This is a genomic window from Acinetobacter sp. F-1, from assembly GCF_022869025.1.
Taxonomy (GTDB): Bacteria; Pseudomonadota; Gammaproteobacteria; order Pseudomonadales; family Moraxellaceae; genus Acinetobacter; species Acinetobacter pseudolwoffii.
In genome coordinates, this window is sequence record NZ_JAJKFX010000014.1 from 12,383 (window position 1) to 26,107 (window position 13,725).

Genomic DNA, 13,725 nt, shown 5'->3' on the forward strand with positions numbered 1-13,725 from the left:
ATAGCATTAAGCGGAAAACATGCTGAAGCTGTTGTGAAATTTTTATAAATGATGATCACCATAAGATAACGCAATGGAGCGCGTATGCAGGCTTATACAGTTGAGCCACTGTATGTCAAAAGCGGTCAGGACGTGATTGCTGCAGATTTTTATCGGCCTAAAAATATAGAAAAACCGGCCGTGATCTTGATGGCCCATGGTCTGGCGGCCTTACGTCAATTTAAACTGGTGCACTATGCCCAGCATTTTGCCAGTGCCGGCTATGCGGTGGTGTTATTCGATTATCGCTATTGGGGCGGCAGTACCGGGCGACCGCGTGAGCTGGTCTCGATTTCTGCCCAGCTGGATGACTGGCGAACCATGATCAAGCATATTCAGGCACGTAAGTCGATTGATAGTCAACGGATCGTGCTCTGGGGAACTGCCTTAAGCGGAGGGCATGTACTCACTCTGGCAGCAGAACTGAAAAATATTCAGGCCGCAATGGTACAGGTGCCTTTTGTCGATGGGGCTGAAAGTGCCAGGTTTTATCCTTTGCAGCAACTCCCTAAGGCACTTAAGGTTTCTAGTCAGGACTATATGGGAAGCAAGGTCGGTATGCAGCCCAAAACCTTGCCGGTGGTCGATCCTTACGAGCTGTGTTTTATGCCGACACAGGACAGCTACGAGGGTTATCTGTCGATTGTGAATCCGGATTATTATTGGAGTGGTCAAATTCCTGCGCGGGTCTTTTTTAATTTAATGCGTTATCGCCCGATTCAGCAAGTTAGAAAAATCACCATTCCGGTGCTGTTTATTGCAGCAAAACTGGATAGTTTAATTCCGATTGAATCCAGTCGCGAAACCGTAACCAATCTTGCACCGTTTGTACAATATCAGGAGTGGAATATCCGGCATTTTGATATTTATCATGGTGAATGGTTTGAAAAAGCCGTTTCAACCCAATTAGAATTCCTACATCAACATATTGGAGTACGCTAGATGATTATTGTATGCCCAGAATGTCAGGCCAAAAATCGTGTTCCTGAAGATAAACTCACCGCCAACCCTGCCTGTGGTCAATGTCATCAGGCCCTGATTCCATTGGCGCCAATTGAATTAAATGAGCAGAATTTCAGCCAGTTTGTCACCCATAGTGATTTACCAATCTTGATTGATCTGTGGGCAGAATGGTGTGGCCCCTGTAAAATGATGGCACCGCATTTTGCGACTGTCGCGCAGCAATATCCAAACGTGGTTTTTGCAAAAATTGATACCGAAGCGAATCCGCGCTTAAGTTCAGCATTTAATGTTCGTAGTATTCCGACGCTGGTGTTGATGAATAAAAGCAACGAAATTGCTAGAATAAGCGGTGCATTACGATCAAGCGAACTACAAAAATGGCTTGATCAGCAGTTAAATACCCAACCCTAATTCAAATGCCTGGAGTGAATGTGTCAGATTCTCAAGTAAAACCAGAGGGGATTCTTTCCCTACAAACGATCGCAATGCCTGCAGATACCAACTGGAGCGGTGATGTGTTTGGTGGCTGGATCGTTTCACAAATGGACTTGGCAGGCGCGATTCACGCAGAACGATTTTCAAAGGGACGTTGTGCCACGATTTCGATTAACCAGATGACCTTTCTGGTTCCAGTGAAAGTCGGGGATGTCATTAGCTGTTATACCCAGATTTTAAAAGTTGGCAAGACCTCTATTCAGATGGAAATTGAAGTCTGGGACAGTCATGATGATTCACGTGCGCCGATTCGTGTCACAGAAGGGGTATTTACCTTTGTCGCAGTCGATGTAAAAGGCAATAAGCGTCTGATTCCAGAGGAAGCCAAACAGAAGTTTTTAGAGTCTCAAGTAGCCCAATGATTGAATGAGATATAAAAAAATCCCAGAGATGATCTCTGGGATTTTTCTTGCTTAGAAAGAATTATGATTGCTTGAGCTGATCTTTGGCAATCCAGGCCCAGAGCATTTCACATTGAATCGGCGTTTCTCCGGATTCATCCGTGACCGTGACCTGAACCAATGTTTCGCCTTTATCGGAGCTTTGCATGAGTGCTTGTTGCTCCGGCGTCAAGGTAGCGACTGCAGTCATGGCGCCTTTGGTCGGACGTTTAAAATCAATCTTCAAACTTTTGATTAATACAATCGCGGTATCCGGCACATTCATTGCCGTCACAAAGCCGGTCGCAGTTTCTGCCACTAAGGCCATGGCACAGGCATGTACCTGACCAATATGGTTTTGCATGGCTTTATGGTTGGCGATTGTGACCACCACTTTTGCTCCACTGAGTTCTACATAGCGAATCTTGGCAGAACCTACCATGGGAATAATCCGGCCAAAGGTTTTACTCAATAAAGTACTACGAATAGCTTGAGGTAGTCTGGAAGTAGCTTTTACCAGTTTGGTCAGTCGATTGCGATGCGTCATAATTCCTTCTTTAAGACACTGTGCGGTCTTAATCTTTAAAGTTATTGAACTGTAAAGGCAAACCAAATTGCTGTTCTTTTAAGAAGGTCATCACTTGTTGCAAAGTGTCGCGCTTCTTGTCCGTTACACGAATCTTGTCACCCTGAATAGAAGATTGCGCTTTAATGCCGCTTTCTTTAATGGCTTTATTGATTTTTTTTGCGGTATCAGAGTCAAGACCATCTTTGAGTTTGATTACCTGAATCACGTTTTTACCAGAAGCCGTCATTTTCTGTGGATCGAGTGCCTGAATATCAACTTTGCGTTTAAAGAAATGACTTTCGAGCATGCTATACACTTGTTCACACTGGAAATCACTTTCAGTCGAAATCTTGATTTCCTTGTTTTTTTCATTCAGTTCAATAGAAACGTCCTGACCGCGGAAGTCAAAGCGGGTCGCAATTTCTTTTTGCGTGTTTTGAACTGCATGATTTACTTCAAAAATTTCTAATTCAGAAACAATATCGAAAGAAGGCATGGTTTAGACCTTTACAAATGGAAAGAATATCTGAGATGCTAGGGATGTTTTCTTCATTTGCCAAGTGTTGTTTACATCAAAGGAGTGCGCAATGATCCGTAAACAAGAAATTACAACATTTGAGTTCCCAGAAAATGCAATTATCTGGGATGTACGCGATACAAGTGCTTTTGCTGAAGCACACGTGAAAGGGGCGGTGAATCAGCCCATTAACGATCTTTCAGCAGAGAGCCTAACTCAGGTGTCAGCGGATCAACCCATTTACATCTTGTGTGGTGGGGGTAGTAAAGCTCCACGTGCTGCTGAAAAACTAGAGGGTTTTGACAGTTCACGTGAATATGTCATTCTGATGGGGGGTACTCGTGCCGCCCGTGATGCAGGCTTACCGCTTGAACAGGGTGCATAAGCATTCTGTTAAAAAAAAAGCGCCGCAAGGCGCTTTTTTATGGGCTGAAATTTAATTCCTCCCAACCTCCCTTTTCTAAAGGGAGGAGCTACAGGCATTCGATTTATTCATAAAAGTAGAGAAAAGTCCCCCTTTAAAAAAGGGAGACTTAGAGGAATTCATGCAAAAGGGTAATTAAATTTGTGGCTTAAAATAAGGCTTCTTGGCTTTTACTTTCTTTTGAAAGCGGCTCACGCTGAGTTTTTTAACCAGACTTGCCGGAACAGGACAGGCTTCACCCAGAATCTGGGCGGCCAAAATTTCACTACAAAGGGGTGCAAATAAAAAGCCTTTGGAGCCTAGACCGGCAAAACTATAAATTTCCTGTTCAGGCTGCATTTTACCGAGTAAAGGAAAGTAATCCTGACTTTGGGCACGTAGCGCTGCACGGCCATGCCAGGTGTCCATCGGTGCTAATGACGCGGCATAATCTGGAAAGACGCTCTGGAGCAGCTCATGATTATGTGCATGATCTTCTGGGAGCACCTCTGTATCCTCCCGGCCGGGATGGAAAGATGCACCGAGAATTAAATGTGTATCATCCAGTTGCATACAATAACCGCCGTAGTTATAAGCAGTATCTTTGCTTAAAGGCTGATCGCTATTGTTTAGCCAGCTCACTTGTCCACGAATTGGCTTGAGTGCCGGATAATGCTCAAAGAATTGTGCTGTCTCGCGCGCGCTACAAACCAGCGCATGATCAAACTGACCCAAACAATTTTCATTTTCAAAAAGTTCGGGTTGAGATAGCTGCTCAATTTTGGTGATTTTTGCTTGGATATATTTAATATTCGGATGCTGTAAAATTTCATCACGCAATTGATGTGGAGAAATAGTTCCTGCTGCTAAAAGTTTTAAACTTGAATATTCAGTATGCAGTTTCTGCTCATCCGCCGTTTGCACTGAAAGAATATGTGCTGGATATTCATTTGCCAGACTTAAAAGAGTCTCGGGATGTTTGAGTGCCAATTGACTGACCTGAATCGGTCGAAAGGCTTTGAATTTTGCATAATGAGTCAGCGCATGTTGCCAAGCCAAGGTCATTAAATGTTCTGCACTCTGCTCAATCGGGCAGAGTTTTGGGTTCAGGAGCGCAAGCGGGTTACCAGAACCACCAGCAAGTGGCGCTGATTGATCGTAAATCGTGACTTGGCGGCCACGCTGCGCAAAGGCCCAAGCAGCACTTAAACCTGCGATTCCGGCACCAATAACCGCAATCTGGCGTATGTTAAATTCAAGTTCAGGATTTAATGCTGTTTTTTTTTGAGTAATATCCTGATCTGCACCCGAATTGGCTGGTTCAGATAGCTTCCAGATGGCTTTGAGCATTTCACGTTTATGCCCAAAACCTCTTGGACGTGAAATAGAAATCCCATGATTCTTTAGGCCACGTTTCAGGACACCTGCGACACTAAAAGAAGCGAAAGTGGTGCCGATCTCGGATAAACGCACAATATTATTTAAAACATTTTCTTCCCACATGTCTGGATTACAAGACGGCGCAAAACCATCCAGAAACCATGCATTCACAGGTGCGGTTTTTTCCATGATGGGAAATACATCATGGGCATCTCCAAGCCACAAGTCGATTGAGAAACGTTCTTCCCGGAAGCTTAAACGGTGGCAGCCTGCAATTGGCATCGGATATTGGGAAATCAGTTGATCTGCCAATGGCTTGAGTTCAGGCCAGACATTTAAAGCGCGAATCAGATCGGGTTTAGAGAGCGGAAATTTCTCCACTGAAATCGCATGCAAATGACTGTGATTGTCCGGACGGGTCTGTTGCCAGAGCTGCCATAACGCCAGAATATTCAGGCCTGTGCCAAAGCCGGTTTCGCCCACACAAAAATATTCAAACGGTTTTAAGTCAGTCAGGCGGGTCGGCAGGTCATTGCCATTTAAAAAAACATGGCGGGTTTCCAGCAAACCATTGTCTTTAGAAAAATAAACATCACCAAACTGTTTAGAGACAGGCACTTCAATGCCATCCACCAAGTGCCAATCGAGATCGGCGGTTTGAATTGCATGCGACAAAACGACTACAACCTTAAATAAGTCCGAAAGGGGAATAGATTACCATTGACGGCGACGCTTGGTATAAACGTAACTGGCAATCAGAAAGCCCAGCAAAACGCCCACGGCCAAAGTGGCAGCACCATACAGGAACATCTGCGCACTGCGTTCGCTTTGTAAAACCTGTACTTGCACGCCAAGATTGTCATTTCTGAGTTGTAGTTCCTGATTTTGTGCTAACGCTTCCAGATTGGCTTTTTCCAGCTGTTGCAGACGCGTCGCCTGATCCTTCACCAAAGCTTTTACTTTGGCGTCTTGCTGAGCTTTATTTCTGGCAAGTTCTTCAGCAGTCAGTGGCTTATTTCCAGTTGCCGGAAGGGCTTGAGATGCTGTTGCAACCACAGGGATAATTGCAGGTTTTGGCGTAGCAGTGGGGGTTGCGACCGCAGCTTGTACAGCAGCAGCGGCGACACTGTTTGGTGTTGTCTGAACTGTGGCAACTTCTACTGCCCATACAGAATGAAAGGTACAACAGAGGCCAATAACACTGGCAAGAACAACACGCATAAACCTTATCCTTGAGGGAATGCTTTGTTAAACGGTTTCACATCAATCTGTGCATATACACCTTCTTTCAGGAAGGGTTCATCCTCTAGCCAGGTATCCAGGTCTTCACGGCTGTCAAAATCGACAATGATGGTACTACCATAAAAGCCGGCTTGTGGATTACTCGGATCTTTCGGCATCGCGCCTGCAACAATCAGACGGCCTTCATCATTCAGCTTTTGCAAGCGGGCAAGATGTTGTGGACGAATGGCAAGACGTTTCTCCACTGTACCTTCCTGATCGGTACAGCTAACGACAAATAATGGCATGATGATTCTCAATTGTTTGTAGTTGGATTTATTCAGCAGTCTTAAAGTATTTACGCAATACAATAAACTGGATAATGATAAAGGAAAACATCACGATCATGTCACCGAATGCCGTGAATTCGCCCCAATATTTTCCATCCAGCCACAAGTAGGCAAAGAAGGTATGTAAAAATGACATCAGTGCAAACATGGCGACCCAGGCATAGTTCAGTTTGATCCAGCCTTTTTCACTTAAGTTGAAAACCGGGCCAAACAGACGCTGAATCAGTGGCTTTTTATCTTTACTAAACCAAGGCGACAGCAGGAATACGCCGGCAAAGACCAGATTCAGCAATACCGCCTTTAAACGGATATAAAAATCATCGCTCAGCATCAGAGTGATCCCACCAAAAATCACGGTCATAAACAGCACAATCCATTGCTGCTTATCCAGGCGGAATTTTTGCATGACAAATAACGCACCATAGACCACCAGCATAGCAATAATCAGACCAGTGGTTGCCACAAGAATATTATTATTGTCGACACCCCCCGCAGAACCGATCAATTGCAAAAGTTGATGGTCAGTGTCTTTTGGATCTACAGTTTTATATAAATAAAAGAAAATAATGAGTGGCACAAAGTCTAAAAGTGCTTTCATGTTAGAGTATCTAAATCTGATTAAATAAATGTCATAGTATAGAGATGCACGGCGTAGATTTACATACACATAGCAATATTTCTGATGGAACTTTAACTCCACAGCAATTGGTCGAGGCTGCCGTAGAGAAATCGGTGCATACTTTGGCATTGACAGATCACGACACTATGGATGGCCTGGAACTGGCACAAGAAGCCGCTAAAAATCATGAGATTAAGATCATTTCTGGGGTGGAAATCTCCAGCCAGTGGTCACGTCCAGCCACCAAGAAAAATTATGGCGTGCATATTGTTGCACTGAATATGCAAAATCCTGAGCCTTTACAAAAAGCCCTCAATCAGCAGCAGAAAATCCGGGCGGAACGCTCGAAACAGATCTGTGACTTACTGATTCCTTTAATTGGTCAGGATATTTATGCCGATGTACTGGTCAAAGTCGATAATATCCCTGATCGGGTAACACGGACGCATATTGCCAAAACCTTAGTAGAAAAAGGTATTGTGACTCGCCCGCAACAGGCTTTTGATAAGTACATCAAGGAAGGCAAGAAAGCCTATGTCAAATTTGATGGCTTGAGTCTTGAAGACACGGTTCAGGTGATTCATGAAAGTGGCGGTTTTGCAGTGCTGGCACATCCGACCAAATATGACCTATCTGCGACCAACATTCGTTATCTGATCGAGATCTTTGCCAAGTTTGGTGGCGACGCCGTTGAACTGCCGCCAGCGGTAGATCCAAGTTCCACTCGCCAGATGGTCGATCGGATGATTGCGGAGCATCGTCTGAAAGTTTCGATTGGCAGTGACTTTCATGGCGACCATATGCCATGGATCAGACTCGGGAATGTGCCGAGCCTAAAACCGGGACAAGTCGGGATTTGGGAGAGTTTTGTTGATTGAGTGCTTTACTCGAACTTTGTTCTTGCAAAGCAGAAGTGCCTTTTGCTGATAGAAAAGGGCAAGAGAAGAATAAATTACAGTAGGTTATGATCTTTGGCCTGAATCGGTGGTGGGGTTGGTTTGCCCAGCGTGCCTAAGAGTTCAATTTCAATTGTACGCACCATTGAGTCCAGTGGCAAATCATTACTTTGCGTGCCAAAAGGTTCTTCAATTTCTGAGCTTAAGGCATCTAGTCCTAAAAAGGTATAAGCCAAAATTCCGACCAGCAAAGGCGTAAATAAACCCAATGTTGAACCCAGGCTAAAAGGCAAAATAAAACAGAAAAAATAGACGGTACGATTCAGCAAGACCGAATAGGCAAAAGGCAAAGGCGTTGTCGCAATCCGGTCACAACCAGTCTGGACAATACTTAGTTCTGCCACATGATTATTCATCTGCATATAGATGATGTCTGAGATTTCACCTTCTTTGAGTGCCTGCATTAACTCCCATTGAATCAGGCTTAAGGTATATTGCGGCGCGTTGGCCTGTTGATAGAGCTGGGTCACCGCTTGCTGGCTCATGCCGCTGGTTTCAACCAGTTCGGTCGGATTGGCTGTTTGATGGCGTAGCCGGTCACGGAGAACATTGGCAAAGACAATCACATGCTGAATCACACGCTCACGGCGACCTTGGGACAGCATCCTGCAATCCCGGTCAAAATGACGTGAATTGGCAATCAAAATACCCCAAAGTTTGCGCGCTTCCCACCAGCGGTCATAACAGGCCGAGTTCTTAAATCCGAGAAAGATCGACAGCACGACTCCAATCAGGGTAAATCCGACCAGGGGTAATTCTGGAAAATGAAAATAGCCAATATGTGATAAGCCACCAATGATAGCTGACATCAGCATCACCACGCCTAAAGGTGGTAAAACTTTAGGTAAAATCGTCCCCCGCCAGGAAAACAGCAGTTTAAAAACAGTCGGCTGGTCACGTACGATCATTTATTGGAATCATCACAATTTTTTTCATGATCTTGTGGAGTTGTGCCTGCTTTGTCAAGTGCTAATCACCTGTGTATTTCGGGTTGAATGAGTTGCTGCTCGGCAAAAGAAAAACTGCCCTCTAGGGCAATGATACAGTGGTCGATTAAATAAATATCGACCAGTTGACAGGCTTGCTGAATCTGGCGAGTCAGATGCAGATCTGCTGAAGATGGATAGGCCCGGCCGAGTGGGTGATTATGCGCAATTACAATTGAGGTTGCCTGCTGGGTAATTGCATAGCGCAGTAATTGATTAATCGAAATATCACATGCATTCACTGAGCCATAAAACAGTTTTTTAAAGCTGATTTTTCTTAAACTGGCATCCAGACACAGCACTGCAAACACTTCCTGAGTTTCACCGAGCAGTTCAAAACGTAAATAATCCCGTAACCGTTTGGAATTATTGAGCTCCAGTGCATCCTGTTTCAGATGTTCGGAAATATAACGCCGTCCGAGTTCCTTGACGGCCATGAGTTGGGTATATTTACTGATGCCCATGCCATGAAACTGGCTGACTTCCTGTAAAGGTGCATCCAGTAAGGCAGTGAGATGACCGAAATGCTGAATCAAGAGTCGGGCAAGTTCGACTGCGGAATGTTGCTGGGAGCCCGAACGAAGAAAGATGGCCAGTAGCTCGGCATCGGACAGACTTTCTGCGCCATATTGAATTAAGCGTTCTCGCGGCCGTTCTTGTTCCGGCCAGTTTTTAATAGAAAATTGCATAGTTATTAGACTTATTTATTATGAATTATCAGTTTTCCCGCAAGCCGATCTCTTGGGAATGCGGTTATTTAATGCTATTGTGAGCCCCACTGCAACAGAAAGGTAGCCTGTTTGTGAGCTTCGACGTAAGTGTAATTCCTCATAAAAATATCATTTTAGCTGTGACTGGCGGCATTGCTGCCTATAAAAGTGCGATTCTGGTTCGTCGTCTGAAAGATGCTGGATTTAATGTGCGGGTGGTGATGACCCAAGGGGCACAGGCTTTTATTACACCTTTAACGTTTCAAGCCTTATCAGGCAATCCGGTCCATACGGCATTACTGGATCCTGAAGCGGAAGCAGGTATGGGGCATATCGAGCTGGCACGTTGGGCGGATCTGTTACTGGTTGCACCTGCAAGTTGTGACACCTTGGCAAAGTTTGCAGCAGGTCTGGCAGATGATTTGCTCAGTACTTTATATCTGGCGACCAAGGCACCGGTCTGGGTAGCGCCTGCCATGAACCAGCAAATGTGGGCAGCTAAGCCAACACAACGCAACTTGGCCACTTTAATTGAAGATGGTGTGCATGTGATCATGCCGGATGCCGGATCTCAAGCCTGTGGCGATGTGGGTTTAGGCCGTATGCCTGAGCCGGAAGATCTGGCACGACAAGTCACAGAATATTTCCATCAAGCACAGCGTGCGATCGCAGAAAAATTTGGTCAGCTTGCGGGTAAACGTGTCACCATCACCGCCGGTCCAACCCGTGAAGCGATTGATCCGGTACGTTATATTTCCAATCACAGTACCGGTAAAATGGGCTTTGCTCTGGCAGCTGCCTGTTATGCCGCTGGGGCAGATGTGACCCTGATTGCAGGGCCAGTGACTCTGGATACACCAAATGGTGTCAAACGCAAAAATGTCAGTTCTGCCGTAAAAATGCTCAATGAAAGCATGCAGATGCTGGAAGATGGCTGTGATATTTTTATTGCAACTGCTGCGGTGGCGGATTACCGCGTGGCGGAAGTTGCAGAACACAAAATTAAAAAATCTGGCGATGAGCTGAATGTGGCGCTTGTGAAAAATCCGGATATTGTTGCGACCATCGCCCAGCAAGAGAAACGTCCGTTTATGGTCGGTTTTGCGGCGGAAACCCGCAATATTGAAGAATATGCCGCGGGCAAACTGGTCGCGAAAAAACTGGATATGATTGCCTGCAATGATGTCTCACGTGACGATATCGGTTTTGCGTCGGATGAAAATGCCATGACCGTATTTTTTGCCGAACAGTATCAGATGGATAAGCGTGATCTGGAAAAAGCCTCCAAGCAGGAAATTGCCCAGCAGCTGATTGAAGCGATTCATGATGCCTTGCATCGTGATCCATCCAGTGATGACGATTTTTAAAAGAATCTTCACAAAAAAAGCCCTGTTAGATTCAGGGCTTTTTTATGAGTAAATTTTTATCATTTATTCAAAAAGCTGTAGAAATCTTAAATAATTTAGTCATGATTCATGCACTGCTTATTTCTTGTTTTTTCAAAAAAGCATAAAATAGGTCACAGAATAAGCAAGCATAACAATACTGCATATATCAGCTATAAGCAGGAACAGGAAAGAAAAAGAAGGAGGCGCTATGAGAACAATCATTGTGTTATGGATGATCGCCTGTCTGGCTGGATGCAGTTACTTTGTCTCGATGGATGAATTGGCCAGAAATATTCAAGCGCAGATGCAACAGGAATTTAATTCCAATCAGGATTATCAACGCTATCGTTTTACTGTGCAGAAGGTCAAAATTGTCCAGCGGCAGGGCAATCAATTTAAAGCGATTTCTCATCTGAATTATCAGGGGGAGGCATATCCGGTCAATGTCAAAATTTTTAAGGTCGATGGAGGCTATAGGTGGTCGATCGAAGAGGATGCCTTTGCTTTTATTGATGAAATTGAAATAGAGCAATACCGGCAGCAACTGGATCGGGAGTTACAGCAGCTGGCTTCAGCCTTAGATGACCTGGAACCTGTAGATGAGTCAAAAGAACATGAGCACGGTTCTCTGGTCACACCCATTGCCGAGCCAGAATTTCAAGGTGTTTCTTATCAGGAAGAACCGGTTCCGGTCGGTAATATCACCGCATATACTCAATAACGTCTTCGCTCATCTCTATAAAAAAGCACCGATGATCGGTGCTTTTTTATATCGATTAGACTTTTAAATTCGTATTTAGAATTCAACTTGCTGATGTTCACGCACATAGTCTTCAGTACGTTGCATTGCTTCTTGAATATTAAACAGCGCAGTTTCCACATCTTTCAAGGTTTTGGCATTGCCACCGCTTAGTGCCTGACGCCATTTACGTGCACCCGGCAAGTTCTGGAACAGTCCTAAAATATGACGGCTAATAATTGACAATGGTGCACCTTCTGCCATGCGCTGGGCAATATAAGGCAGCATTTGTTGCATGATCTCGAAACGATCCGGTGCATCCAGATTCCACAATTGGCCCAGTTCAGCCAATAAGTACGGATTATGATAGGCTTCACGACCAATCATCACGCCATCGACATGTTTGAGATGTTCCAGCGTTTCGGCATAGGTCTTGATCCCGCCATTGATTTCAATCAGCAGATCAGGACGATCCTGCTTCAGGCGATAAACATCTTCATAACGCAGGGGCGGCACATCGCGGTTTTCTTTAGGCGATAGACCTTTTAATAAGGCAATGCGCGCGTGTACGATAAAATTATTGCAGCCGGTTTTGGCTACGGTATCGACAAAATGCAGCATTTCTTCATAAGACTGCATATCATCAATCCCGATCCGGTGTTTTACAGTCACTGGAATATCCACCGCATGCTGCATTTCAGCAATACATTCCGCGACTAAATCGGGTTCAGCCATGAGGCAGGCCCCAATTTTATTATTCTGTACCCGGTCACTCGGGCAACCCACATTTAAATTGACTTCGTTATAACCCCAATCCTGTGCCATCTTGGTACAGATCGCGAGATCTTTAGGATTCGAGCCACCAAGTTGTAGCACGATCGGCTGTTCTTCGGTGTTAAAGTCCAAATGCCGTTTGGCATCCCCATAAATGATGGCACCTGTGGTGACCATTTCAGTGTACATAATCACATTTGGGTTAAACAGACGGGCAAAGAAGCGATAGTCTTTGGTGGTCCAATCCATCATCGGGGCAACACTGATTCGTGGTTGAAGTTTATTTTCAATGGTGGTCAGATCAGTCATTCAAAATTATGCCTTAACGAAATGGAAGAAGAAGGGATGAATAAATCACCCAAAGATTATTTTTTTTGCCCAAGCTCGCTAGGCCAACATCGCAAAAAAAGAGGGCGTAATACTAGCATAAAATCAGCAGAACGACCCGGCGAACTTGAGTCAAGCCAGTAAGTCCAGGACATAAAACAAGAAATAAAATTAGAATTCCAAGTCATTCCAGAATGGTATATTTTGATAGTAGAAACACCAATATAAAAAATGATAGAAATAAGGAGAATAATTATGCTGTTATTGGAGGAGATTTATAAAAGCCATAAAGCACAAAATTCAGCACATTTTAACTTAAAAATTCATCGTGGCTTAGGCTGGTTTAAAAAAGCGCTAGACTTGGATCAAGATCTGGATTTTAAATTCATCAGTCTATGGATTGGTTTTCAGGCTATTTATGCAGAAGAGGATGATCGGGTTCAGGGAAAGGATAAGCTGCGTCAATTTCTAGAAATACTTTGCCAAAATGATCTGGACCAGAAGATTAATCATATTGTCTGGGAAAAGTACAGTCAGCCAATCCACTCACTCTTAGCGAACCCCTATATGGAACAAAGTTTTTGGGATTATCGTCACCAGAAAATTAGTCTGGAATGCTGTAATGCTGAACTGGAAACACAGAAAAAAATCATACAGCATGCTTTAAATGAGCGGAATTCTGTCGAAATTTTAGTCGGGGTGTTTCGTCGTTTATATACATTACACCATCAGCTCATGCAGGGCGGAATTACTTATCATAGTTCCCTGAACCACAAGTTACTCGAGGAAAGCTGTCGGATTCTGGCCGCTTTGCTGCCGGTCTTTATCTGTATTTTATTGGAAAATTCAGTTGCTCTAGATTTAAATAAACCTTTCTATCCAGCGGCTCAAGTCAGCTAAGTATAGTTAA

General features: G+C 44.4%; 17 protein-coding genes. 8 read left to right on the forward strand and 9 right to left on the reverse strand.

What is annotated here, in order from left to right:
- Positions 1-84: 84 nt before the first annotated feature.
- The 3 genes from LOZ91_RS12100 to LOZ91_RS12110 are packed head-to-tail and all read left to right on the forward strand — an operon-like array spanning position 85 to position 1,859.
- Complete coding sequence (locus LOZ91_RS12100; protein ID WP_244783274.1) at positions 85-981, forward strand: alpha/beta fold hydrolase; 897 nt, start codon at positions 85-87, stop codon at positions 979-981.
- Entirely contained in the window at positions 982-1,413 is a 432-nt protein-coding gene (gene trxC / locus LOZ91_RS12105) for a thioredoxin TrxC (protein WP_005098120.1), read from the forward strand.
- A gap of 20 nt (positions 1,414-1,433) precedes the next feature.
- Positions 1,434-1,859, forward strand: a complete 426-nt coding sequence (locus tag LOZ91_RS12110) for an acyl-CoA thioesterase (protein WP_005098118.1) — start codon at positions 1,434-1,436, stop codon at positions 1,857-1,859.
- A 61-nt stretch (positions 1,860-1,920) separates the two neighbouring features.
- On the opposite strand, the gene LOZ91_RS12115 is transcribed toward LOZ91_RS12110, so the two are convergent.
- Both LOZ91_RS12115 and LOZ91_RS12120 read right to left on the reverse strand, forming a co-directional pair.
- Entirely contained in the window at positions 1,921-2,424 is a 504-nt protein-coding gene (locus LOZ91_RS12115) for a DUF4442 domain-containing protein (protein ID WP_005168656.1), read from the reverse strand.
- A gap of 28 nt (positions 2,425-2,452) precedes the next feature.
- Entirely contained in the window at positions 2,453-2,941 is a 489-nt protein-coding gene (locus tag LOZ91_RS12120) for a YajQ family cyclic di-GMP-binding protein (RefSeq protein ID WP_005098115.1), read from the reverse strand.
- Between the two features lie 91 nt (positions 2,942-3,032).
- Here LOZ91_RS12120 and LOZ91_RS12125 point away from each other — a divergent pair, with 91 nt between their 5' ends.
- On the forward strand, positions 3,033-3,347 hold the full coding sequence (locus LOZ91_RS12125; protein ID WP_005098114.1) for a rhodanese-like domain-containing protein: 315 nt from the start codon (positions 3,033-3,035) through the stop codon (positions 3,345-3,347).
- 174 nt (positions 3,348-3,521) lie between these two features.
- Here the strand turns inward: LOZ91_RS12125 and mnmC are convergent, their stop codons facing one another.
- Genes mnmC through LOZ91_RS12145 form a run of 4 tightly spaced genes read right to left on the reverse strand, consistent with a single transcriptional unit; the run spans position 3,522 to position 6,914 of the window.
- Positions 3,522-5,420, reverse strand: a complete 1,899-nt coding sequence (gene mnmC, locus LOZ91_RS12130) for an FAD-dependent 5-carboxymethylaminomethyl-2-thiouridine(34) oxidoreductase MnmC (protein WP_244783275.1) — start codon at positions 5,418-5,420, stop codon at positions 3,522-3,524.
- A gap of 39 nt (positions 5,421-5,459) precedes the next feature.
- Positions 5,460-5,966 carry a hypothetical protein gene (locus tag LOZ91_RS12135; protein WP_005168651.1) on the reverse strand — a complete coding sequence of 169 codons (507 nt, stop codon included), beginning with the start codon at positions 5,964-5,966 and terminating at the stop codon, positions 5,460-5,462.
- A 5-nt stretch (positions 5,967-5,971) separates the two neighbouring features.
- Complete coding sequence (locus LOZ91_RS12140) at positions 5,972-6,274, reverse strand: YciI family protein (RefSeq protein ID WP_005098111.1); 303 nt, start codon at positions 6,272-6,274, stop codon at positions 5,972-5,974.
- Between the two features lie 28 nt (positions 6,275-6,302).
- The gene (locus LOZ91_RS12145) at positions 6,303-6,914 is read right to left on the reverse strand and encodes a septation protein IspZ (RefSeq protein WP_005168649.1); all 612 of its coding nucleotides are present in this window, start codon (positions 6,912-6,914) and stop codon (positions 6,303-6,305) included.
- A gap of 44 nt (positions 6,915-6,958) precedes the next feature.
- On the opposite strand from LOZ91_RS12145, the gene LOZ91_RS12150 reads away from it, so the two are divergent.
- Entirely contained in the window at positions 6,959-7,813 is an 855-nt protein-coding gene (locus LOZ91_RS12150) for a PHP domain-containing protein (RefSeq protein WP_244783276.1), read from the forward strand.
- Positions 7,814-7,887: 74 nt separating this feature from the next.
- Here the strand turns inward: LOZ91_RS12150 and LOZ91_RS12155 are convergent, their stop codons facing one another.
- Both LOZ91_RS12155 and radC read right to left on the reverse strand, forming a co-directional pair.
- The gene (locus LOZ91_RS12155) at positions 7,888-8,799 is read right to left on the reverse strand and encodes a bestrophin family protein (RefSeq protein WP_004281608.1); all 912 of its coding nucleotides are present in this window, start codon (positions 8,797-8,799) and stop codon (positions 7,888-7,890) included.
- Positions 8,800-8,864: 65 nt separating this feature from the next.
- Positions 8,865-9,566 carry a DNA repair protein RadC gene (gene radC, locus LOZ91_RS12160; protein ID WP_244783277.1) on the reverse strand — a complete coding sequence of 234 codons (702 nt, stop codon included), beginning with the start codon at positions 9,564-9,566 and terminating at the stop codon, positions 8,865-8,867.
- Between the two features lie 113 nt (positions 9,567-9,679).
- Here radC and coaBC point away from each other — a divergent pair, with 113 nt between their 5' ends.
- Entirely contained in the window at positions 9,680-10,954 is a 1,275-nt protein-coding gene (coaBC, locus tag LOZ91_RS12165; RefSeq protein WP_005168644.1) for a bifunctional phosphopantothenoylcysteine decarboxylase/phosphopantothenate--cysteine ligase CoaBC, read from the forward strand.
- Between the two features lie 229 nt (positions 10,955-11,183).
- The gene (locus tag LOZ91_RS12170; RefSeq protein ID WP_100357996.1) at positions 11,184-11,696 is read left to right on the forward strand and encodes a hypothetical protein; all 513 of its coding nucleotides are present in this window, start codon (positions 11,184-11,186) and stop codon (positions 11,694-11,696) included.
- Between the two features lie 75 nt (positions 11,697-11,771).
- Here LOZ91_RS12170 and dusA read toward each other — a convergent pair whose 3' ends face one another.
- Positions 11,772-12,788 (reverse strand): tRNA dihydrouridine(20/20a) synthase DusA, encoded by a 1,017-nt coding sequence (dusA, locus tag LOZ91_RS12175; RefSeq protein WP_244783290.1) that lies wholly within the window; start codon positions 12,786-12,788, stop codon positions 11,772-11,774.
- A 282-nt stretch (positions 12,789-13,070) separates the two neighbouring features.
- On the opposite strand from dusA, the gene LOZ91_RS12180 reads away from it, so the two are divergent.
- On the forward strand, positions 13,071-13,715 hold the full coding sequence (locus tag LOZ91_RS12180; protein ID WP_180050882.1) for a hypothetical protein: 645 nt from the start codon (positions 13,071-13,073) through the stop codon (positions 13,713-13,715).
- Positions 13,716-13,725: the final 10 nt, after the last annotated feature.

Excerpts from the sequence above, each read along its gene's own strand:
- LOZ91_RS12180 (WP_180050882.1), top strand. The coding sequence starts at position 13,071 with ATGCTGTTATTGGAGGAGATTTATAAAAGCCATAAAGCACAAAATTCA.
- LOZ91_RS12145 (WP_005168649.1), bottom strand. The coding sequence starts at position 6,914 with ATGAAAGCACTTTTAGACTTTGTGCCACTCATTATTTTCTTTTATTTA.
- LOZ91_RS12155 (WP_004281608.1), bottom strand. The coding sequence starts at position 8,799 with ATGATCGTACGTGACCAGCCGACTGTTTTTAAACTGCTGTTTTCCTGG.
- LOZ91_RS12170 (WP_100357996.1), top strand. The coding sequence starts at position 11,184 with ATGAGAACAATCATTGTGTTATGGATGATCGCCTGTCTGGCTGGATGC.
- LOZ91_RS12115 (WP_005168656.1), bottom strand. The coding sequence starts at position 2,424 with ATGACGCATCGCAATCGACTGACCAAACTGGTAAAAGCTACTTCCAGA.
- radC (WP_244783277.1), bottom strand. The coding sequence starts at position 9,566 with ATGCAATTTTCTATTAAAAACTGGCCGGAACAAGAACGGCCGCGAGAA.
- LOZ91_RS12150 (WP_244783276.1), top strand. The coding sequence starts at position 6,959 with ATGCACGGCGTAGATTTACATACACATAGCAATATTTCTGATGGAACT.
- LOZ91_RS12140 (WP_005098111.1), bottom strand. The coding sequence starts at position 6,274 with ATGCCATTATTTGTCGTTAGCTGTACCGATCAGGAAGGTACAGTGGAG.
- LOZ91_RS12135 (WP_005168651.1), bottom strand. The coding sequence starts at position 5,966 with ATGCGTGTTGTTCTTGCCAGTGTTATTGGCCTCTGTTGTACCTTTCAT.
- LOZ91_RS12120 (WP_005098115.1), bottom strand. The coding sequence starts at position 2,941 with ATGCCTTCTTTCGATATTGTTTCTGAATTAGAAATTTTTGAAGTAAAT.
- LOZ91_RS12100 (WP_244783274.1), top strand. The coding sequence starts at position 85 with ATGCAGGCTTATACAGTTGAGCCACTGTATGTCAAAAGCGGTCAGGAC.
- trxC (WP_005098120.1), top strand. The coding sequence starts at position 982 with ATGATTATTGTATGCCCAGAATGTCAGGCCAAAAATCGTGTTCCTGAA.
- LOZ91_RS12125 (WP_005098114.1), top strand. The coding sequence starts at position 3,033 with ATGATCCGTAAACAAGAAATTACAACATTTGAGTTCCCAGAAAATGCA.